The 19,698-nt window shown below is 41.9% G+C and carries 24 protein-coding genes; all 24 read left to right on the top strand.

Annotated elements, in window-relative coordinates; translation table 11 throughout:
• Positions 1-15 precede the first annotated feature (15 nt).
• The 24 genes from spoIVA to QWT69_RS08270 all read left to right on the top strand — a co-directional run bounded on the left by spoIVA (position 16) and on the right by QWT69_RS08270 (position 19,695).
• Positions 16-1,494: a stage IV sporulation protein A gene (gene spoIVA, locus QWT69_RS08385; RefSeq protein WP_317964700.1), complete on the top strand. Its 1,479-nt coding sequence runs from the start codon at positions 16-18 to the stop codon at positions 1,492-1,494.
• A 151-nt stretch (positions 1,495-1,645) separates the two neighbouring features.
• Positions 1,646-1,966 carry a hypothetical protein gene (locus QWT69_RS08380; protein ID WP_317964698.1) on the top strand — a complete coding sequence of 107 codons (321 nt, stop codon included), beginning with the start codon at positions 1,646-1,648 and terminating at the stop codon, positions 1,964-1,966.
• 72 nt (positions 1,967-2,038) lie between these two features.
• On the top strand, positions 2,039-2,311 hold the full coding sequence (locus QWT69_RS08375) for an HU family DNA-binding protein (protein WP_317964696.1): 273 nt from the start codon (positions 2,039-2,041) through the stop codon (positions 2,309-2,311).
• A gap of 182 nt (positions 2,312-2,493) precedes the next feature.
• Positions 2,494-3,057, top strand: a complete 564-nt coding sequence (gene folE, locus QWT69_RS08370; protein ID WP_317964694.1) for a GTP cyclohydrolase I FolE — start codon at positions 2,494-2,496, stop codon at positions 3,055-3,057.
• 72 nt (positions 3,058-3,129) lie between these two features.
• Positions 3,130-3,351 carry a trp RNA-binding attenuation protein MtrB gene (mtrB, locus tag QWT69_RS08365; RefSeq protein ID WP_317964692.1) on the top strand — a complete coding sequence of 74 codons (222 nt, stop codon included), beginning with the start codon at positions 3,130-3,132 and terminating at the stop codon, positions 3,349-3,351.
• 48 nt (positions 3,352-3,399) lie between these two features.
• The gene (locus QWT69_RS08360) at positions 3,400-4,134 is read left to right on the top strand and encodes a heptaprenyl diphosphate synthase component 1 (protein WP_317964690.1); all 735 of its coding nucleotides are present in this window, start codon (positions 3,400-3,402) and stop codon (positions 4,132-4,134) included.
• A gap of 18 nt (positions 4,135-4,152) precedes the next feature.
• Positions 4,153-4,848, top strand: coding sequence for a demethylmenaquinone methyltransferase (locus QWT69_RS08355; RefSeq protein WP_317964688.1), 696 nt, complete (start codon positions 4,153-4,155; stop codon positions 4,846-4,848).
• A 24-nt stretch (positions 4,849-4,872) separates the two neighbouring features.
• The gene (locus QWT69_RS08350; RefSeq protein ID WP_317964686.1) at positions 4,873-5,847 is read left to right on the top strand and encodes a polyprenyl synthetase family protein; all 975 of its coding nucleotides are present in this window, start codon (positions 4,873-4,875) and stop codon (positions 5,845-5,847) included.
• An 88-nt stretch (positions 5,848-5,935) separates the two neighbouring features.
• A complete protein-coding gene (gene ndk / locus QWT69_RS08345; protein WP_317964684.1) occupies positions 5,936-6,382 on the top strand; it encodes a nucleoside-diphosphate kinase in 447 nt (148 codons plus the stop codon).
• Positions 6,383-6,589: 207 nt separating this feature from the next.
• Positions 6,590-7,360, top strand: coding sequence for a CheR family methyltransferase (locus QWT69_RS08340; RefSeq protein WP_317964682.1), 771 nt, complete (start codon positions 6,590-6,592; stop codon positions 7,358-7,360).
• Positions 7,361-7,472: 112 nt separating this feature from the next.
• Positions 7,473-8,654 (top strand): chorismate synthase, encoded by a 1,182-nt coding sequence (gene aroC, locus QWT69_RS08335; RefSeq protein ID WP_317964680.1) that lies wholly within the window; start codon positions 7,473-7,475, stop codon positions 8,652-8,654.
• A 1-nt stretch (position 8,655) separates the two neighbouring features.
• Complete coding sequence (gene aroB, locus QWT69_RS08330) at positions 8,656-9,747, top strand: 3-dehydroquinate synthase (RefSeq protein WP_317964678.1); 1,092 nt, start codon at positions 8,656-8,658, stop codon at positions 9,745-9,747.
• Positions 9,748-9,758: 11 nt separating this feature from the next.
• On the top strand, positions 9,759-10,124 hold the full coding sequence (gene aroH, locus QWT69_RS08325) for a chorismate mutase (RefSeq protein WP_317964676.1): 366 nt from the start codon (positions 9,759-9,761) through the stop codon (positions 10,122-10,124).
• Between the two features lie 32 nt (positions 10,125-10,156).
• Positions 10,157-11,248, top strand: coding sequence for a histidinol-phosphate transaminase (gene hisC / locus QWT69_RS08320; protein ID WP_317964674.1), 1,092 nt, complete (start codon positions 10,157-10,159; stop codon positions 11,246-11,248).
• 6 nt (positions 11,249-11,254) lie between these two features.
• On the top strand, positions 11,255-12,370 hold the full coding sequence (locus QWT69_RS08315; RefSeq protein WP_317964672.1) for a prephenate dehydrogenase: 1,116 nt from the start codon (positions 11,255-11,257) through the stop codon (positions 12,368-12,370).
• A gap of 16 nt (positions 12,371-12,386) precedes the next feature.
• Positions 12,387-13,685 (top strand): 3-phosphoshikimate 1-carboxyvinyltransferase, encoded by a 1,299-nt coding sequence (gene aroA / locus QWT69_RS08310; RefSeq protein ID WP_317970818.1) that lies wholly within the window; start codon positions 12,387-12,389, stop codon positions 13,683-13,685.
• Positions 13,686-13,724: 39 nt separating this feature from the next.
• A complete protein-coding gene (locus QWT69_RS08305) occupies positions 13,725-14,972 on the top strand; it encodes a tetratricopeptide repeat protein (RefSeq protein ID WP_317970816.1) in 1,248 nt (415 codons plus the stop codon).
• 19 nt (positions 14,973-14,991) lie between these two features.
• On the top strand, positions 14,992-15,543 hold the full coding sequence (locus tag QWT69_RS08300; protein WP_317970814.1) for a ReoY family proteolytic degradation factor: 552 nt from the start codon (positions 14,992-14,994) through the stop codon (positions 15,541-15,543).
• Positions 15,544-15,599: 56 nt separating this feature from the next.
• Positions 15,600-16,049 carry a DUF2487 family protein gene (locus tag QWT69_RS08295; protein WP_317970812.1) on the top strand — a complete coding sequence of 150 codons (450 nt, stop codon included), beginning with the start codon at positions 15,600-15,602 and terminating at the stop codon, positions 16,047-16,049.
• Between the two features lie 207 nt (positions 16,050-16,256).
• On the top strand, positions 16,257-16,760 hold the full coding sequence (locus QWT69_RS08290) for a QcrA and Rieske domain-containing protein (RefSeq protein WP_317970811.1): 504 nt from the start codon (positions 16,257-16,259) through the stop codon (positions 16,758-16,760).
• 22 nt (positions 16,761-16,782) lie between these two features.
• On the top strand, positions 16,783-17,457 hold the full coding sequence (gene qcrB / locus QWT69_RS08285; RefSeq protein WP_060208191.1) for a menaquinol-cytochrome c reductase cytochrome b subunit: 675 nt from the start codon (positions 16,783-16,785) through the stop codon (positions 17,455-17,457).
• A 57-nt stretch (positions 17,458-17,514) separates the two neighbouring features.
• Complete coding sequence (locus QWT69_RS08280; protein WP_317970809.1) at positions 17,515-18,285, top strand: menaquinol-cytochrome c reductase cytochrome b/c subunit; 771 nt, start codon at positions 17,515-17,517, stop codon at positions 18,283-18,285.
• A gap of 55 nt (positions 18,286-18,340) precedes the next feature.
• Positions 18,341-18,952 (top strand): lipoprotein heptaprenylglyceryl N-acetyltransferase LhaT, encoded by a 612-nt coding sequence (gene lhaT / locus QWT69_RS08275; RefSeq protein WP_317970807.1) that lies wholly within the window; start codon positions 18,341-18,343, stop codon positions 18,950-18,952.
• A 68-nt stretch (positions 18,953-19,020) separates the two neighbouring features.
• A complete protein-coding gene (locus QWT69_RS08270; RefSeq protein WP_317970805.1) occupies positions 19,021-19,695 on the top strand; it encodes a zinc metallopeptidase in 675 nt (224 codons plus the stop codon).
• Positions 19,696-19,698: the final 3 nt, after the last annotated feature.

Here is a 19,698-nt window from a genome sequence, read left to right as displayed (position 1 = left end):
AAAGGAGGGCTAAGTATGAAAGAAGAGTTGTATGAAAATTTGGCTCGACGAACTGATGGGGATATTTATATAGGTGTAGTGGGCCCTGTCCGTGTCGGGAAGTCGACGTTCGTGAAAAGGGTGATGGAAGAAGTCGTCATACCAAATATGACGGATGCGGGAGACAGGGCAAGGGCGCAAGATGAATTGCCTCAAAGTTCGCCAGGTCCAGTTATTATGACAGCCGAACCTAAATTCGTTCCCGCACAAGGCACACAAGTTTCAATCGGGGACGGAGAACTTTCATTCCAAGTGAGGCTGGCGGACTGTGTTGGCTATGTCATCGATGGTGTGAAAGGTTATGAAGACGAGGATGGCCCGAAGTATGTCCATACGCCTTGGCATAATGAACCGATTCCATTCGAGGAAGCGGCCCGCATCGGTACGGATAAAGTAATCCGTGACCATTCCACAATCGGTATCCTCTTGACGACAGACGGGACAGTAAACAATATTCCGAGAGCCGCAGCTGAAGTTGCAGAAGAGGAGATTGTAGGCAAGTTGAAAGAAATCGGCAAGCCTTTTGTCATCGTTTTGAATTCAAAAATGCCTGCGCATGACAGGACCGTTGCATTGAAAGAGCAATTGCATGAAAAACATGGTGTGCCGGTGATCGCCATTAGCGCCGACCAATTGAATGCACAAGAGATTCAGCTCATTTTAAAAGAGGCTTTGTATGAATTTCCAATTACGGACATTGAATTACAAAAGCCCGATTGGATGGACGTGCTCGGTGCAGATCATGAACTGAATACATCCATAGACAATGTCATCAAGGAAGGCTTCCTCGTTGCATCAAAAATCCGTAAAGTCCAGGAGTTGGCTGAGCGGCTGAAAGATGAGAAATATGTGCGAAGTGCTGAAGTGGTTGAAGTGGATGCAGGAAAAGGAAAAGCTACCGTTAACATCGAAATGGATGAGCGGGCGTTTCTTGAAGTATGCGAAGATTTAATGCAGCAAGAAATGACGACTAAAAAAGATTGGTTGTTATTCGTTAAGGACGCTGTAAAAGCGAAAAAATCATATGATATGTATGCGGAAGCCATTGATACGGCGAAGAAGACTGGATATGGTGTTGCTTTACCGACAATCGACGATTTCCAGCCGTCCCCACCGGAACTTATTAAACAGGATAATTTCTATGGTGTACGTATGAAAGCTGCTGCACCATCCCTTCATATTATTCGCATTGACATGGATGCAGAGTTCTCACCTTTAATCGGATCAGAATTTCATAGTCAACATCTATTGAAGGAATTGAAAAATGCATATTTGCATGATCGGGATGCACTCTGGCAGACACAACTATTCGGTACACCATTGCATGAAGTAATGAAAGAAAGTATTCGTTTCAAAACATCTTCTGTTCCACCAAATGCCCGTAAAAGACTTAGGGAGACAATTGAACAGATGGTAAATGACGGCAATAAAGGAATGATCACATTTATCGTTTAGATAGTGGTGAAGTTCCGATTTGTCAAGCTTGACCCTCGAAAGATCCGTATTTTACGGGTCTTTTTCTGTTTTTACGTAAATATGCCAAAATAGCGTGGAAACGCTGATAATATTGTTGCACCGCGGTTTTTAGTATGTTACTCTTTTTACAGTGAAGAAAAGCGGAGAGTGGCGTTTAGCCGTGACAGGCGTTGGAAGAATTACCGCAAAGGCGCCCTTTGCCTTTTCGGTAATTCTGAAACGACCCGAACGGCTGCCACTCGGAGCTGGACAAAAGAAAAGCGGAGAGTGGCGTTTAGCCGTGACAGGCGTTGGAAGAATTACCGCAAAGGCGTCCTTTGCCTTTTCGGTAATTCTGAAACGACCGGAACGGCTGCCACTCGGAGCTGGACAAAAGAAAAGCGGAGAGTGGCGTTTAGCCGTGACAGGCGTTGGAAGAATTCCTGCAAAGGCGTTTTTTGCCTTTCGGTAATTCTGAAACGACCCGAACGGCTGCCACTCGGAGCATCTAAAGTATAGTTCCCATTGAGAGGAGGTGAATGGTGTGAATAAAACAGAATTGATCAACTCGGTTGCTGAAGCAGCGGGTCTAACTAAAAAAGATGCTACTAAAGCGGTTGAAGCTGTATTCGATACAATCCAATCGACACTTGCTAATGGTGATAAAGTACAATTGATTGGTTTCGGAAACTTTGAAGTGCGCGAACGTGCTGCTCGTAAAGGACGTAATCCGCAATCTGGTGCAGAAATTGAAATTGCAGCTAGCAAGGTTCCTGCATTTAAAGCAGGTAAAGCTCTTAAAGATGCTGTCAAGTAATCTTTAAGGTTACATAGGGGGTCCGTCCGCAAAGTCTGGCTAACAGATGGATCGGGCGGCCCTCTTTTTCATTTGCCCAGCGGGTTAGCAACTTGAAGGAATCCGCGAACTGTACGTATTTGTAGGTTTATGCTACTATCTTTGAAGGAATAGCATTACTGAATGATGAGGGGATTGGCAAAATGACAGAAATGGATCTCGGTAAGATTGAAAAAGCTGTTACGATGATTCTTGAGGCGATCGGTGAAGATCCAGAACGTGAAGGTTTACTGGAAACACCTAAACGGGTTGCGAAAATGTATGCTGAAGTTTTCGAAGGACTTAATATTGATCCGAAACATTACTTTGAAACGGTTTTTCATGAGAACCACAATGAAGTGGTGCTCGTCAAAGATATACCATTCCATTCAATGTGCGAACATCATCTTGTGCCATTTTATGGACATGCCCACATTGCATACATACCGCGTGACGGAGTCGTTGCTGGATTGAGCAAGTTAGCAAGGGCTGTCGAAACAACGGCGAAACGTCCACAATTACAAGAAAGAATCACTTCCACTGTCGCGGATGTTATGATGGAAATGCTTAATCCTGTCGGTGTCTATGTCGTTATCGAAGCTGAGCATATGTGCATGACGATGAGAGGTATAAAGAAACCTGGATCAAAAACTGTGACAACAGTAGCTCGTGGCATTTATGAACATGATGATGTGAAAAGAGCGGAGATTCTGTCTCTTATCAAGTAGGCTTGATGTCTTTGCGAAGCGACGGAATTCTATGATATGATGGAATATATATGAACGACAGGAGTGGTACACATGGCACAACCTGATTATATAATGATCAAAGCTCTTGAAGACGGTGTAAATGTCATCGGTCTTACAAGGGGAAATGATACAAAATTCCACCATACCGAAAAACTGGATCGCGGCGAAGTTATGATTGCTCAATTTACTGAGCACACATCTGCTATGAAAATCCGTGGCAAGTCTGAAATTCATTCTGCGCACGGCATTGTTTACAGCGATGGGAAAGAATAGATCATACGGGATTGCTCTTTCACGTTATCTTTGAATGGAGAACCGAAGATGGACAGACAAATAATGAATCGAACGATCCAAAACTATATAAGGGAAGTCGAGCATTCCATCCGTGAACCTATTACACATAGGGAGCTCGGGAGAATGCCATTTGACGAGGCTAAGGCGTTTTTTCTTCTATTGCCATTTTTAAATGGGGAAGAATGGTCGTACGCTCTTAACACATCTGCGATCGCTGTTGGAGCAGTCCATGCCGCATTCGATATACATGATCGAGTAGATATGCTGGATGCCTCATCTAAAGACCAACAGCTTATGGTACTATCAGGAGATCATTTTAGCGGTATCCATTACAGATTATTAGCTTCGATACCGGATTTTAAATTTATAACAGCTATGTCTGAAGTGATTGGCCGCATTAATGAGACAAAGACTAATGTGCTAATGGAAGGGATGTTAAGTCCGGAAAAACTCATGCATGCGATGATGTGCATTGAATCTGGGTGTATTACCGAATTCCATCAGAGCTACGGGTTTTCACGATATGCCGACATATCACGAACTGCTTTGGCGCTTATATGGTTTTCCAGAAAATTGATGAAGGATCCTGCTGTACAAAATGGTTGGACAAGCAACAAGATGAAAACGTCCAATATTGAAACGGCAATATCCATACTAACTTCCACACTTCATGAGGAGCTTATGAAAGCCGGTTTTCTAAGCCCGTTTTTAAAGCAGGAAATCCATAGGATGGCGACACCTCTATTAGGAAAGACGATTTGAGGAAGGAAGAGAAAACTTATGGAAACACCAAAAGAAGAAAAGGTCCATCATGTTTTTGAGAACATTGCTGGAGAATATGACAAGATGAACTCTGTCATTAGTTTTAACCAGCACAAAAAATGGCGAAATGATATTATGTTACGGATGAATGTCCAAGAAGGTTCACGTGCATTGGATGTCTGCTGTGGAACAGCGGATTGGACAATTGCGCTAGCTGATACTGTTGGTCCTCAGGGGCATGTGACAGGGTTGGATTTCAGCGAAAGTATGCTGTCATCTGCGGCACCGAAAGTTAAACCATATCCGAATATCCATCTAATTCAAGGTAATGCAATGCAACTGCCATTTGAAGATAATTCATTTGACTATGTGACAATTGGTTTCGGATTGCGTAATGTACCTGACTACGGGCAAGTACTTAAAGAAATACAGCGAGTACTAAAGCCGGGAGGAATGGCAGCTTGTCTGGAGACATCCCAGAGTGAAATTCCTGTCTTCCGACAATTATTCAGGTTTTATTTCAAGTTCATTATGCCGCTTTTCGGAAAACTATTTGCGAAAAGTTATGATGAGTATTCCTGGCTTCAAGAATCGGCCGATGATTTCCCGGGAGCACTGGAATTATCCCAAATGTTCGTTGATGCCGGGTTCAAAGAAGTATCATTCAAAAAGTACAGCGGTGGAGCAGCTGCAGGGCACATCGCATTCAAATAATTGCAAGCGGGGAAGGTAATTGTCTTGGAGAAATTGAAGTTAATGTCGCTTTACACAGCTTTCCGAAAAGACCTCTCGTTCATTGAAAAGGAGCTTGAGCAATCCGTGGACTCGTCTTCCCCAGTCATTCGGCAAGCATCACTTTTATTATTGCGTGCGGGCGGGAAAAGGATCCGACCAATTTTTGTCATATTGTCTTCCCAATTTGGCGAATATTCTTTGGACAATGTTTCCAAAGTCGCGGTTTCACTTGAACTTATACATATGGCTTCACTTGTCCATGATGATGTCATAGACAATTCTGATGTGCGAAGAGGTTTTGAAACGGTTAAAGCAAGATGGAATAATCGTATTGCGATGTATACGGGCGATTATATTTTTTCGCGAGCCCTAGTTTCCATTGGTGAAATTGAAATTCCAGCCGTCCATCAATTGCTTGCAGAAACAATGTTGGAAATATGCAAAGGCGAAATTATCCAGATTGAATATCAAAAAAGAGTTGATCAGAATTTTAGAGATTATTTACGCCGTATTAAGAGAAAGACAGCCTTGTTACTATCTTCCAGTTGTGAGCTAGGCGCACTTGCTTCGAATGCTGAAACTGAAATAGTTGGCAAGCTCAAGAGATTTGGATACTTTGCAGGAATGGCTTTCCAAATCGTGGATGACATTCTGGATATCACATCGACAGATGAAAAGTTAGGTAAACCTGCTGGAAGCGACTTGCTGAACGGACACTTGACGTTGCCGACATTATACATAAAAGATGATCCTGATTTCCAACCGTACTTGAAATCTGCTTTTGAAGGTTCTTTGACTGAAGAAGATCGCGTAAAAATGCTTGCTTTTATAAGACAATCCGGAGCTGTAGAGAAAGCGCAATGTGTGAGTAATCTATATCTGAACAAAGCAGTCTTAGAAGTGGAGTCTTTACCCGAAGGTGAAGCGAAAAGATCATTATTGCAAATTGCTGAATTTCTTAGCAAAAGAAAGTATTGATTGGTGAGATCACAGTTGAAAATTTGCAATCTGAGTGGTACGATCAGTAAGGAGAAAATTCCATACATATGTGAAGGAGTGTTTATAAATGGAAAAAACATTTTTGATGGTCAAGCCTGACGGCGTACAGCGTAACCTAGTTGGAGAAATCGTAAATCGCTTTGAAAACAAAGGATTTACATTAGTGGGCGCGAAGCTTATGAACATCTCTCAGGAGTTGGCAGAACAGCATTATGGCGAACACAAAGAGCGTCCATTCTTTGGTGAGCTAGTTGACTTCATCACTTCCGGTCCAGTTTTCGCAATGGTCTGGGAAGGGGAAAACGTCATTTCAACAGCTCGTTTGATGATGGGAGCAACTAATCCTAAAGAATCAGCTCCAGGAACAATCCGCGGAGATTTCGCAGTCACTGTTGGCAAAAACATTATCCACGGTTCTGATTCATCTGATTCAGCAGCTCGTGAAATCAACCTGTTCTTCAAAGAAGAAGAGCTTGTAAGCTACGATAAGTCAATGATCAGCTGGATTAACTGAGCGACTCAGCAAATCTGATCACTATTAAAACAGCCAAGCGTTCCGACGCACGGCTGTTTTTGCTATTATTAAAAGTTTAATCGATATGCATTTACTGCATAAATATAAGTGAATATGTCAGTTTGTTGTACCGAATTGTATTTTTCACACATTATCTGACCCTTTTCGGCTATAATGGGAAAAAAGGTTTGCAGGAGGGAAATGGGATTGACGGATTATACGGATTTTATACAAAAAATCAATAAAAAAACAGGAATCGATTTATCACTTTATAAAGAGGCCCAAATGAAGAGAAGACTCACTTCTTTATATGAAAAAAGAGGATTTAAGAACTTTAACGATTATTATTTAGCCATACATAATGATAAACAATTGCTTGATGAATTTTTGGATAGGATGACAATTAACGTCTCAGAGTTTTATAGGAATAGTCAGCGCTGGGACGTACTCGATAAAAAGATTTTCCCGATGTTACTGTCCGCTAACAAGAAACTGAAGATTTGGAGTGCGGCATGTTCCACGGGGGAAGAACCTTATTCACTTGCGATGGTCCTCTCTTCACATAGCCCACTGAAAGATATTTCGATATTGGCGACAGACCTTGATTCCGGAGTGTTAGAACGGGCAAAAGTCGGACTTTACTCTGAACGTTCGTTGAAAGAGGTACCAAAAGTAATTCTGAACAAATATTTCATTAATGAAGGACAGCATTACCAAGTAAAAGATGAAATCAAAAAAACGGTTCAATTTAAGCAACAAAATCTCTTGAATGATCCGTATGGTACAGGTTTTGATTTAATTGTCTGCAGAAATGTCATGATTTATTTTACTGAGGAAGCGAAAGACCAAATTTACCAAGGCTTCTCAAAAGCACTTAGACCTGGAGGCGTATTATTCGTTGGCAGTACTGAACAGATTTTCAATCCTAGTAAATACGGATTTGAATCTGAAGAGACTTTCTTTTACCGAAAAATCTAGTAATCATTCATTTTATAAATATAGATATGGTCAAACCTGTTCTGGTTTGATAAAGTGCTATGAAACGGAAGTTTGCTAATCCGTCTTAGATAATGACAAAGGAGGAATTGGAATGAGGTTTTTCACAGCTGGAGAGTCACATGGTCCGCAATTGACCGCTATTATAGAAGGTTTGCCTGCTCAGATGCCATTGACGGCAGAAATGATCAATACCGAATTGAAGAGAAGACAAGGTGGTCATGGACGCGGTCGCAGGATGCAGATTGAGAAGGATCAAGTTCTAATCACTTCTGGAGTCAGACATGGTAAAACACTTGGATCACCAGTTACGCTGACTGTCGTCAATGATGACTGGAAGCATTGGACTGGAATTATGGGAATCGAGCCTTTGGAGGATGACGTCAAACCGGAAGACATTAAAAGACAAATTACAAGACCACGTCCTGGCCATGCAGATCTCGTCGGTGGTATGAAATACGGTCACCGTGACTTACGTAATGTACTTGAGAGGTCTTCAGCCAGAGAAACAACTATGCGAGTTGCGATCGGAGCAGTAGCAAAACAGTTCTTACGCGAACTTGGCATTCAAACTGTCTCCTATGTGACTGAAATCGGCGGAATAAAAACAAATGTGAATTCATATGCAAATGTATCGATAGAAGAATTGCGGGCAATTGTCGAAAATGATCCTGTTTATTGTGCAGATCAGGAAGCTTCGGCCAAAATGGTTGCTGCAATCGATGACATCAAAGGCCGAGGTGATACGCTTGGTGGTGTCGTCGAAGTTGTCATTGAAGGTTGTCCACCTGGAATTGGAAGTTATGTGCAGTTCGATCGTAAAATGGATGGAAAGCTTGCTGGAGCGATGATGAGCATAAATGCGTTTAAAGGTGTGGAATTCGGACTTGGCTTCGGCATGGCGAAAATTCCGGGCAGTGAAGTACATGATGAAATTGCTTGGTCAGAAGACCGTGGCTATTACCGCAAAACAAATCGCCTCGGTGGCCTCGAAGGAGGAATGACTACAGGAATGCCAATCGTTGTACGCGGAGTCATGAAGCCTATTCCAACTTTGTATAAGCCGCTTGAAAGTGTTGATATCGAAACGAAAGAGGCATTTACCGCAACAATCGAAAGGTCAGATCCATGTGCAGTTCCAGCCGCATCCGTTGTTGCAGAGCATGTCATCGCGACAGAAATGGCGAAAGCGATTATGGACGAATTCCGTTCAGACACAATTGAGGGATTGAAAGAGGAAATTTCGAAGTATAGAAAATATGTAAAGGAGTTCTGACATGGGCACACTTACAGTTCAATTGCCGGATACATCGTATGATGTGCATATAGACAATGGTGTATATGAGTTGTTATCCAACCGTTATAAGGAACTGTTGGATAGTGCCGATAAAATCGGTATTATTGCGGATGAACAAGTGGCATCCATTCATCTCCAGATACTTTTGGTCGCATTGCAAAAATGCGGTATTGAACCGGTCGTAAAAATTGTACCGGCGGGTGAACAATGCAAAACTGCGGCTGTCTATGTAGAGTGTCAATCATTTCTGTTAAATGAAAGCTTCACAAGGAATTCGATGTTAATTGCTTTCGGGGGAGGAGCTTGCGGGGATTTAACTGGTTTCATTGCAGCAACATTCATGCGGGGAATCAGGTTTATCCAATGCCCTACAACGATTCTTTCACATGACAGTGCAGTTGGAGGAAAAACAGCTATCAATTTGCCCGAAGGAAAAAATATGATCGGCTCCTTTCATCAACCAGCGGCTGTTCTATTTGAAACAAGCCTGTTTAGGACGTTGCCTGTACGTGAAATCCGATCAGGGTTAGCAGAGCTTATGAAGCATGCATTCATCTCTGACCCCTACTGGAGCCAACAGCTTTTAGCTGAAAAGAGTTTTATTTCCCCTAGTGAAAAGTGGCTTGCTGAAGAGCTTTTAAAAGGAATTCGAGTGAAAGCAACTATTGTTGCTGAGGATGAATTTGAACAATCATCAAGAAAGTATTTGAACTTTGGACATACGTTTGGCCACGCCGTTGAAGCAGTTTGTGGATTTGGCGGACTGAGTCACGGTGAATGTATTATGATTGGCATGGCATTCAGTTTCGTAATGAGCGAAAATCACGGTGAATTGGATGCCGTGTTTACGAACAAATTCATTCAATTTGCCAAGAAAAATGGCTATCCTTTTTCACCTGTATCTGATTACGAGTTTGAAGAGTTTTTAGCATTTATGATAAAAGATAAAAAAGCGACTTTCGGAAAAATGAATTTCGTTGTCCTTGAAAAGCTTGGATCGCCAATCGTCAAAACGATTAGTACAGAGGAGTGTCGAAAAGTTTTCGAGGAACTAGTAAGAAGAATCCAATAGGGGGAGAGCATATGACAGTTCGGGGAATTAGAGGAGCGACGACAGTCGTGGCAGATGAAGCGGGCTACGTCCTTGTTGCTACAGAATCATTGGTGAAGGAAATGGCTGAACTGAATAATGTCAATCCTACTGATATCGTATCAGTTGTCATCTCGACTACACAGGATATTGCATCTGCATTTCCCGCTAAAGCGGTCAGATCAATTCAAGGATGGACTTTCGTACCTGTCATGTGCACGCATGAAATGAACGTACCCGGTGGAATGCCACTATGTATCCGAGTGCTCATGCATGTAAATACTGAAACTCCACAAAACGATATTCAACATATTTATCAAAATGAAGCCGTAAAACTTCGTCCTGATTTACAAAAATAATAGCGACTATCTAACAGATTGGAGGAGCTCAAGTGAAATGGAAAGAAGCATTAAGCACAATGAAGCCCTATAAGCCCGGCAGATCAATCGAAGACGTAAAAGAAAAGTACCAGCTTGATGAAGTGGTTAAATTGGCTTCTAATGAAAACCCTTATGGTTGCTCAACTCATGTGGTTGAATTTTTGACTAGCTCGTCCCTGCCTTTTGAGATTTATCCTGATGGACATGCAACGATCTTACGGGAGAAGCTAGCCGAAAAGCATGGTGTGCAAGAAGAAGCAATTCTTTTTGGCAACGGTTCTGACGAAATCATTTCAATCATATGCCGTGCATTACTCGATGAAGACGCGCATACTGTCATGCCCACTCCTTCATTTCCGCAATACGCCCATAATGCAAAAGTAGAAGGGGCAGCCATAACTGAAATTCCGTTAGTTGACGGGCAACATAATCTAGATGCACACCTAGCAGCAATCGATGAACGTACGCAAATCATGTGGGTGTGCAATCCAAACAATCCGACAGGTAACTTGATTGCTCACAAAGATTTGCTACGTTTCCTTGAAGAAGTGCCTTCCGATATTCTTGTCGTTCTAGATGAAGCTTATTATGAATATGTTACTGATCCGTTGCATGTGGATTCCATCAGCTTGCTAGAACGTTTTCCGAATATCCTTATTTTGCGTACTTTCTCAAAGGCTTACGGACTTGCATCATTCAGAATTGGCTATGCAGTCTCCTCACCAAATATTATCACTGAATTGAATAAGATTCGTAATCCATTCAACACCAATACACTGGCAATTGCAGTGGCTAGCAAAGCGTTGGAAAACGATGTATTTGTAGAAAAATGTCGAGCATTGAATGAAGAACAGCGAAAACGGTTCGAAACGTATGCCGAAAATAATCGGTTACATATTTATGATTCACAAACAAATTTTGTGCTGATTGAAGTACCATGTGATGCGGATGCTGCAGCGGAATTCTTATTAACGAATGGTTATATCGTCAGAAGCGGAAATGCTTTAGGAACACCGGGATATTTAAGAATCACAATTGGCACAGAAGAACAAAACACAGGTTTATTTCATGCGTTTGATCGATTACTAAATGAAAACAGGTAGGTAATTATGAAAAAATATATTACAATAATTGGACTTGGTCTCATAGGTGGTTCACTTGGTCTTGCGCTTAAGCGCGAAGACCAGGATATACATATAACAGGTTTTGATCGCTCGTATGCAACAGCCGACAAAGCTTATCGTCGTGGCATCATCGATACTGTCGCCGCTTCTGCCAAATCAGCATGCGAAGGAGCAGACTTTATCATTTTCGCAACGCCGGTCAATACGACGGTATCATTATTAGAAGAAGCAAGTGATTGGGATCTCAAAAAAGACGTCATTATTTCAGATACAGGCAGTACAAAAAGCCCCATTATGGAAGCGGCAAAATGTTTGATTGAGAAAGGATTTACATTCATTGGCGGTCACCCTATGGCAGGCTCCCACAAAAGTGGAGTCACGGCTGCCAAAGGGCATCTATTTGAAAATGCTTATTATATATTGACTCCAATCGGAGATGAAAGCGAAGAGCGAATTCGAACGCTATCAAACTTGTTGGTTCCTACAAAAGGAAAAATTGTTGTGTTGGATGCACTGGAGCATGACCGAATGACTGCAATTGTCAGTCATTTCCCTCATCTTGTTGCTTCTTCGCTCGTAGGTAGGTTGGCGGACCAAGAATCATCTCAGCCATTCGTAAAGAAGTTGGCGGCAGGGGGCTTCCGCGACCTTACCCGCATTGCTTCTGCAGATCCAACAATGTGGCGAGATATTACGATTCAGAATAGACTTGAATTACTTGAACAACTAGATGGCTGGTTACAGGAGATGAATCATGTACGGGAAATGATCATTAACAATGATCCTGAACAGATATTCGATTTTTTCAATGACGCTAAAAAGTTCAGGGATGAACTTCCATCCACGTATGAAGGGGCTATCCAAGGCGCATTATATATGACCTTCGATTTGCATATCGACATACCTGATCACCCCGGTGTCATATCTGAAATTACTAAAATTCTTGCTGAAGAAGAAATCAGTTTGACGAACATTCGAATTGTAGAAACGAGAACAGATGTCTACGGAATTCTTGTTATCAGTTTCCAGACGGCAGAAGACCGGAAAGCTGCGAGATTTGCACTCTCAAAAGCGACGGATTATAGCATGCATATTCTTTGAATAGGAGTGGTAGATCATGACTGAACTAAAAACCGTTAAGTTCGATAAACCGGTCATTAAAGGGTCGATAAAAGTTCCTGGTGATAAATCCATTTCACATCGTGCAATTATGTTAGGGTCCATCGCAGAAGGTAGAACGTCAATAAAAGGCTTTCTCGACGGCGAAGATTGTCTACGAACGGTAGATATTTTTAAGCAACTTGGCGTAACAATTGAACGGATGGGCACGAATGTAGTTATTGACAGCCCAGGTTTGAGAAACTGGAGGCAACCGGCAGTTGATTTGTACGCGGGAAATTCGGGCACAACAGCAAGACTGATGCTTGGCATATTGTCAGCTTCAGAAATTGAATCCGTTTTAACAGGCGATGATTCATTATCAAAACGGCCGATGAAAAGAGTTACAGGGCCGTTGGAATTGATGGGCGCCTCCATCAAAGGAGGCGACTTGCTACCGCTAACCATTACTGGAGGGAAACTTCAAAGCATTGAATATGATATGCCTGTCGAGAGTGCACAAGTGAAGTCAGCAATCTTATTCGCAGGACTGAATGCGGAAGGTGATACAACAGTCACTGAAACGACGATTTCAAGAGACCATACTGAACGTATGCTTAAGCAATTCGGTGCAGATATCAGCCAACAGGGGACTTCGTCGACGATTCGTGGAGGAAGTGTTCTCACTGGGACAGACGTCACTGTTCCCGGAGATATTTCTTCCGCCGCATTCTTTATGGTCGCTGCGGCAATTGTGGAAGGGGGAACTTGTGACTTCATCGATGTCGGATTGAATCCGACGAGAACAGGGATTATTGAGGTGTTGCGGCAAATGGGCGCCCAAGTGGAATTGCTTGAACAAACCGATGAAGTAGGAGAACCTTATGGAAGAATACGTGTTTCTCATTCTTCAATACACGGCATTGAAATCGGCGGAGATATTATTCCTACTCTTATAGATGAATTGCCTGTGATCGCCTTGCTTGCAACACAAGCGAAAGGGAAAACGATTATTAAGGATGCTGCTGAACTTCGCGTCAAAGAAACTGATCGGATTGCAGCAGTTACGACTGAGTTGACTAAATTGGGAGCTAGGATAGAGGCGACTGAAGATGGGATGATCATTGAAGGACCAACTCCACTGACTGGTGGAACGCTCAAATCATACGGAGACCACCGACTTGGTATGATGGCGGCAATTGCTTCTCTCGTATCTGAAGGTGCGATTCATATTGAAGATCCATCCTGTATCGCTATATCTTACCCAAACTTTTTTGAACACTTGGAAGAACTTGCTTTGACAACATATGAAGAATAATTTTCCTAATGTATACAACTTGAAGGAACAGGTGAAAATATGATGCAGTTACATGATTTTGAAAAAGCTGTCCAAGATGGAGATATCCAACAGATTAATGAACTCATCGATCAAGTCGAAAGTGATGGAAACTATGACTTGCTGTATGAAGCTGCAGGATTGCTCGTAAATTTCGGTTATATCGGACAAGCAGATCATATATACGAAGTACTTATGATCCATATACCCGATGAAGCACAATTGAAAATCGATAGGGCAGGTACATTGCTGGAACTTGGAGAAGAGGATGAGGCATTACTGCTTTTATCTGATATTACCCCAGATGATGATGAGTACGTTCAAGCATTAATGGCGCTGGCAGACTATTATCAAATGATTGGAATGGCAGAAGCTGCGCTTGATAAAGTGAAAGAGGCATATCGGTTGGCACCCCATGAACCGATCATCCGATTCGCTTATGCTGAACTGCTATTAGATGCGGGAAGGTATATCGAAGCTGCAAAATTCTATACCGATCTTTACAATGAAGGGAATGCTGATATTGCAGGTGTGAACATCCGATTAAGAATCGCTGAAACTTACAGTGCCGGAGCTGCATACGAAGAGGCACTTCCGTTTTACAATGATATTCTAAAAGATGAAGTCCTGCCAGACACATTATTTGGAGCCGCTTTCGCATACTTCCAAAGTGGGCAACCGGAAAAAAGTAGTGAGCTTGTCGAAGAGCTTATCGAAATCGACCCTGATTATTTTTCGGCATACATGCTTGGCGGTCAGGCTTATGCAAATTCAGGTGAAGATGAAAAGGCCTATAAACTGTTCAAACTCGGTATTAATCGTGACGAATTCGATAAAGAATTGCAGCTCTCCGCTGGCAAATCGGCGTTGAAGCTTGGATTTACAGATGAGGCGGAACAGCATCTTTCCGAGTCAATCGCTCTGGATCCAGAGTACATCGATGCCATTATCACGCTAGCATCACTTTACAATCAGAAGGAGCAGAATGAAGAATTGCTTGAACTGCTCTCTGGCGTGACGGAAGAAGTTATGGAGCTGCCACTTTTATCAGCATTTCAAGCATTTGCATTGGAAAACAGTGAACAATTCGAGGATGCATACGTATCTTACACTAAAGCATATACTGGTATGAAAGATGATCCATCATTTTTAGATAAATACGCAAGATTCCTTTTGGATGAAGGAAAAAAGGATGAAGCTATCGAAGTAGTAAGGGTGCTTGTAAAATTGGAACCTCATGAGGAATGGACCGCTTTTCTTGAAATGTAAAATGACGAGGAGGTGTGATATGACAGCCATGATTCCTGTCGCTGCCAAAAAAGATTTTGTTAGATGGTTCTTAAAGCGCTATAAATTGAAGCGCAGGGAATGTGTATGGATTCTGAATTATCTCCTTAGCCATGAGGAACTTCTTCAAAATGTACACTTTACAGATGAAGCTCATTACTGTCCGAGAGCAATGGTCATTTCAACGATCAATTCAGAAAGCATACCCTTCCGTTTTTACAAAGGCAATCTCATGACGGCGGATGCGGAAAAGTCTTTTCATGATCTACGTCTGCATCCGGATGAAAAAATGTATATCCAGCTGAACTTCCCGAACAGCCACACATGTCCTCATTACGCCAGTGTACGTGAGGAAAATCCTTTCCTGCCTGTAGAACTGCAAGTCAGCGCAAGGGACCGTAAAATCGCTGAACGGCTGTTAGAAGAAAGCGCAACATCAATGTCGCTCGAGTTGTTGATGAAGAGAGTGGATGAAGCCCTCGATTCAAATGACAGGGAACGTTTTCTCATCTTGTCCGCAATGTTAAACGATATGAAAATTGCAAAAGACTGATGACTCCGTCTTCACGATGGGGTCATTTGCTTGGATTACAGAGGAGGTTAAAACAGTTGAATTGGACAGGCAAAGATATGAATACATATTTGCAACAGAAAGAATATATCGACACTTTAGTGATACCGCTTGTAAAAGTCGAAACGAACATGGATAATATAAAGACAAGCGCATCTTCGACAGAATTTGTCATGCATCTCGCTTCGCTTATTGAAACACAGTTCAAAGGAAGGATGATGTTTGTGCCCCCAGTTGTCTATACATCTAAAACGGATAGGGCAAATATGGCACAAACGACATTGCAGGAATTTAATGACACTTCTTTCAAGCATGTGTTTTATCTTACGACGGATCACGCTTGGAGCGAAATAGAATTGGGGGGACAAGTCATCTGGATGCCTTCCATCCCTCTTGAAAGTATGGAAGTGTCATTGCGGCAATCTATTCTTGAAGATCAGCTAAGACAAATACTGCCGAAATTCACAGAACAGTGGTCAATGATGTAAAAATCCCATCCTATCTTTAATATACCGGTATTGGAAGCAAATAATTGTCGATTGAATGATTAAAATTCATGAATTGTTCACATTCTGCTTTTACTATGTATGGCATGATTGAATTTACATTAATATTGATATATCATAGATATGTCCTAGTATTACAATATGCAATAATATGTCCGTTGGACTGATTTTGGAGTAAGAGGAGGGAAATTGATGAGCAGCAAAGTTTCAAGGCGCCAATTCCTGAGTTACACATTGATGGGTGTCGGTGGATTTATGGTTTCGGCCACAGTTATGCCGATGGTCCGCTTTGCGGTTGATCCTGTATTGCAGACGAAGGGTGATGGCGATTTCATTCCCACTTCTCAAAAAGTGGCTGACTTGAGCGAAACACCTGTACGTGTTGACTTTACGATTAAAGATCGAAAAGATGGCTGGTACAAGTCAGACGTTTCCGACACCGCTTGGGTGTACAAACAAGGCGATGAGATCATAGCACTTTCTCCTGTCTGTAAGCATCTTGGATGCACAGTAAGCTGGGAAGGCGACAAGCATGAAAATGAATTTTTCTGCCCTTGCCACGCAGGACGTTACCAGAAAAACGGTAAGAATATACCGGGAACACCACCTATTGGACCACTTGACGAATATTTGGTCGAAATCGTGGATGGGTATCTTCATCTTGGAAAAACAGTTCCAAACACATTAGTTTAATATGTAAGGGGGTACGACCGAAGTGCTAAACAAAATTTATGACTGGGTTGATGAACGGTTGGATATCACCCCGATTTGGCGGGATATCGCTGACCATGAAGTACCAGAGCACGTAAACCCTGCACATCATTTTTCTGCATTCATCTATTGTTTCGGTGGTTTGACGTTTTTCGTAACGGTCATCCAGATTCTATCAGGAATGTTCCTTACAATGTACTATACCCCGGATATTGAAAATGCATGGAAATCCGTTTACTATCTTCAAAACGAAGTAGCATTCGGAGAAATTGTGCGCGGGATGCACCATTGGGGGGCATCGCTTGTTATCGTAATGATGTTCCTACATACGTTGCGTGTATTCTTTACAGGCTCTTATAAGAAACCACGTGAACTTAACTGGATCGTCGGTGTTCTTATTTTCGTTACAATGTTAGGTCTAGGCTTTACAGGTTACCTATTGCCTTGGGATATGAAAGCATTATTTGCTACCAAAGTTGGTATCGAAATTGCAGCATCTGTACCGTTTATCGGTGAACAGATCAAGATCCTCCTTGCAGGGGATTCGACTATCCTAGGTGCACAAACATTAACACGTTTCTTCGCGATTCATGTATTCTTCCTACCAGCTGCTTTGCTTGGGTTGCTTGCAGCACACTTTATCATGATCAGAAGACAAGGTATTTCCGGACCTCTATAAGATCCACTTCAATCGTGGATGTTCGATTGTCTGAAATTAGAATAAGGAGGGTACAAAATGCAACGCGGAAAAGGTATGAAATTCGTTGGCGACTCGCGCATTAAAGCTACTGGTAAAATGCCGAACGTTCCAAAAGATTACTCTGAATATCCGGGTAAAACGGAAGCATTCTGGCCGAACTTCCTCTTGAAAGAGTGGATGATCGGAGCTATCTTCCTAATTGGATATTTGATTATAACAGTTGCTCATCCATCGCCGCTTGAGCGTCAAGCGGATCCGACAGATACAACTTATATACCAGTTCCAGACTGGTACTTCCTATTCATGTATCAATTGCTGAAATATGAATTTGCTTCCGGGCCTTACAACGTCATTGGAGCTCTCGTAATTCCAGGCTTGGCTGTAGGTGCTTTGATGCTAGTTCCATTTATGGATACATCGAAGGAAAGACGTCCGTTTAAACGTCCTTTACCAACAGCGTTTATGCTTCTAGCCTTTGCATCAATTTTCTACTTGACATGGGAATCTGTTGCGAACCATGACTGGGCGAAAGCTAAAGAACAAGGAGCTATCCGTGAGGAAGTCGTATTTGATACGGAATCTGATGAATATCAGATTTATGCTGGTTCTTCGTGTATTAACTGTCACGGTGATGCATTCCAAGGAGCACTTGGACCCGCATTAGCTGATACTGGTCTGACTGCAGAAGAAATCATTGATATCGCTCATAACGGAATCGGTACAATGCCTGCAGACCAATGGACAGGCACGGATGAAGATCTTGAAATTTTAGCTGAATTCCTTGCTAATCTAAAATCTGGTGAATAACAAAAAAGAGTCAGGAGACTGACTCTTTTTTTGTTACATGCAAATCAATGGGGAGATGGTCAAGATTTCTTTGATAACTCGAATATGGTTGATATTATCCCATAAATCATTTTTATGGATATTGCTTTTCGTTAATTTGCTCGGAACTGTATATGGCTATGACTGGTATATGTGGCAATTGAAAATAACAGACCCGATTTTCTGGATATTTGTGCCTGACAGTCCAACAGCAAGCTTGTTTTTCACAATTGCCATTTTGGGTTGGCTTATCGGAAAACATTTTAAGCTGATTGAAGCACTCGCGCTTATCACACTTGTTAAATATGGCTTATGGGCAGTCGTTATGAACCTTCTGACACTTTTAGAGAACGGATCAATCGGTTGGGTGGGATGGATGCTCATCATTTCACATTTTGCAATGGCATTGCAGGCGTTACTATATATTCCGTTTTATAAATTCCGTTTTGGTCACATTGTAATAGCCGCGATTTGGACATTACATAATGATTTTATCGATTATGTCTTTGAACAGATGCCGATTTATCATGATTTGATGAAAAATATAAATGAAATCGGTTACTTCACATTTTGGCTTTCAATCATCTGTATAACGATTGCCTATTGGGTATGGAAAAACAGAACAAAAACAGATAAAGTTATAGCGTAATAGTAAAAAGTTGCGCTTACATGGTAGGCGTTATAAAATAGTGATAGAAAAGGGGAGGGGAACCGAAGATGTTTTTGATTTATCTGGGCATTATCATTTTGCTTCCATTGTATGCTCAATTCAAAGTAAAAAGCACATATAAAAAATATGCACAAGTCCGATCTACATCGGGAATGACAGGGGCACAAGTTGCACGTCTTATTTTGGACCGTAATGGCTTGGAAGATGTAAAAGTGGTAGAGAGCAAAGGTTTTCTAAGCGATCATTATAATCCAATGACAAAAATAGTCGCTTTATCTTCAGACAATTTTCATCATGCGTCCGTCGCGGGTACTGCAATTGCCGCACACGAAGTAGGACATGCTATACAAGACAAGGAAGCTTATGCATTCCTGCGCTTCCGTCACCGGTTAGCGCCAGTTGCAAATATTACATCAAATGCTTCATGGATTTTCATTATTGCGGGTATGCTCTTAACGATCCCGATGGGAAAATCTTTACTAGGAATTGGTATTGCCTTTATGGCAGTAGGTGTTTTATTCCAAATCGTAACATTGCCGGTAGAATTCAATGCATCTAACCGTGCAATGAGCCAAATTGTTGAGCTTGGGATTATCCGAAATGAAGAAGAGCCACATGCGAAAAAAGTATTGAGTGCTGCTGCAATGACGTATGTTGCCGCTACAGCAGTTGCTGTAATGGAATTGCTTCGACTCATTCTTATTTTCACAAACAGAGACTAACTC

The organism is Sporosarcina oncorhynchi (genome assembly GCF_033304615.1).
GTDB classification, from domain to species: domain Bacteria; phylum Bacillota; class Bacilli; order Bacillales_A; family Planococcaceae; genus Sporosarcina; species Sporosarcina oncorhynchi.
This window is presented reverse-complemented; position numbering and strand designations above follow the sequence as displayed.

Excerpts from the sequence above, each read along its gene's own strand:
- lhaT (WP_317970807.1), top strand. The coding sequence starts at position 18,341 with ATGGTCAAGATTTCTTTGATAACTCGAATATGGTTGATATTATCCCAT.
- QWT69_RS08360 (WP_317964690.1), top strand. The coding sequence starts at position 3,400 with ATGGACAGACAAATAATGAATCGAACGATCCAAAACTATATAAGGGAA.
- aroC (WP_317964680.1), top strand. The coding sequence starts at position 7,473 with ATGAGGTTTTTCACAGCTGGAGAGTCACATGGTCCGCAATTGACCGCT.
- spoIVA (WP_317964700.1), top strand. The coding sequence starts at position 16 with ATGAAAGAAGAGTTGTATGAAAATTTGGCTCGACGAACTGATGGGGAT.
- ndk (WP_317964684.1), top strand. The coding sequence starts at position 5,936 with ATGGAAAAAACATTTTTGATGGTCAAGCCTGACGGCGTACAGCGTAAC.
- aroB (WP_317964678.1), top strand. The coding sequence starts at position 8,656 with ATGGGCACACTTACAGTTCAATTGCCGGATACATCGTATGATGTGCAT.
- aroA (WP_317970818.1), top strand. The coding sequence starts at position 12,387 with ATGACTGAACTAAAAACCGTTAAGTTCGATAAACCGGTCATTAAAGGG.
- mtrB (WP_317964692.1), top strand. The coding sequence starts at position 3,130 with ATGGCACAACCTGATTATATAATGATCAAAGCTCTTGAAGACGGTGTA.
- folE (WP_317964694.1), top strand. The coding sequence starts at position 2,494 with ATGACAGAAATGGATCTCGGTAAGATTGAAAAAGCTGTTACGATGATT.
- aroH (WP_317964676.1), top strand. The coding sequence starts at position 9,759 with ATGACAGTTCGGGGAATTAGAGGAGCGACGACAGTCGTGGCAGATGAA.
- QWT69_RS08280 (WP_317970809.1), top strand. The coding sequence starts at position 17,515 with ATGCAACGCGGAAAAGGTATGAAATTCGTTGGCGACTCGCGCATTAAA.
- QWT69_RS08315 (WP_317964672.1), top strand. The coding sequence starts at position 11,255 with ATGAAAAAATATATTACAATAATTGGACTTGGTCTCATAGGTGGTTCA.
- QWT69_RS08355 (WP_317964688.1), top strand. The coding sequence starts at position 4,153 with ATGGAAACACCAAAAGAAGAAAAGGTCCATCATGTTTTTGAGAACATT.
- QWT69_RS08300 (WP_317970814.1), top strand. The coding sequence starts at position 14,992 with ATGACAGCCATGATTCCTGTCGCTGCCAAAAAAGATTTTGTTAGATGG.
- QWT69_RS08270 (WP_317970805.1), top strand. The coding sequence starts at position 19,021 with ATGTTTTTGATTTATCTGGGCATTATCATTTTGCTTCCATTGTATGCT.
- QWT69_RS08305 (WP_317970816.1), top strand. The coding sequence starts at position 13,725 with ATGATGCAGTTACATGATTTTGAAAAAGCTGTCCAAGATGGAGATATC.